Below are 607 nucleotides of genomic sequence, written 5' to 3' on the forward strand. Positions count from 1 at the left end.
CTCGGTGGCCTCGCGGCGCTCCTATGGCGGCACGGCGCCGGAGAACGTGCGAGCCATGGTGCGGGACTGGAAGGAACGGCTGGCGTGAGGGCTCTCCTGCTGATCCTGGCGGCGAGCGTGCCGCTGGCCGCCTGCGGCCGCGTGGGCCCGCCGCGGCCTCCCGGCCCGAAGGAGGCGATCACCTATCCCCGCGCCTATCCCCCGCCGACGGCCGAGGACCGCGAGGTCGCGCGGACGCGGGCGCTGGGCATCCCGCCGGGTATCGCGCCGCCGCGCTGACCGGCGCTTTCGTTCGCGCAACTAAAGCTCACGCCCTCGATGCGGGGCGTGATAGTGGGCCACCGTCGGGTTACAACATTGGGAGGAAACTCATGTTGCGACGTGCTCTCGCGCTGGCGATTCCGGGCGGGATCATCGGCCGGATTTCGGTGTCGAAGGCCCAGGCGGGCGACCACCGGCAACTCGTGGACGCCCTTTTCAGAAACTTCTCCGAGGCTTACGCCCGCAACGATGCCGACGGGATCGGAGCCTGCTTCACCGAGGACGCCATTCTCATTGGCCCGGCGCCGATCGTCATCGGCCGGCAGGCCATCGCGGAGAACTACAA

At 69.9% G+C, this 607-nt stretch carries 1 protein-coding gene and 1 pseudogene; both read left to right on the forward strand.

Features of this window, described 5'->3' with window-relative positions:
• Positions 1-279 (forward strand): annotated as a pseudogene (locus tag AC1DWF_RS36235) (hypothetical protein); the annotation flags it as partial.
• A 92-nt stretch (positions 280-371) separates the two neighbouring features.
• Positions 372-607: YybH family protein (locus AC1DWF_RS36240; protein ID WP_476843280.1), on the forward strand; the 236-nt coding region annotated here is incomplete at its 3' end.

This window comes from Aminobacter sp. P4_D5 (genome assembly GCF_056401815.1).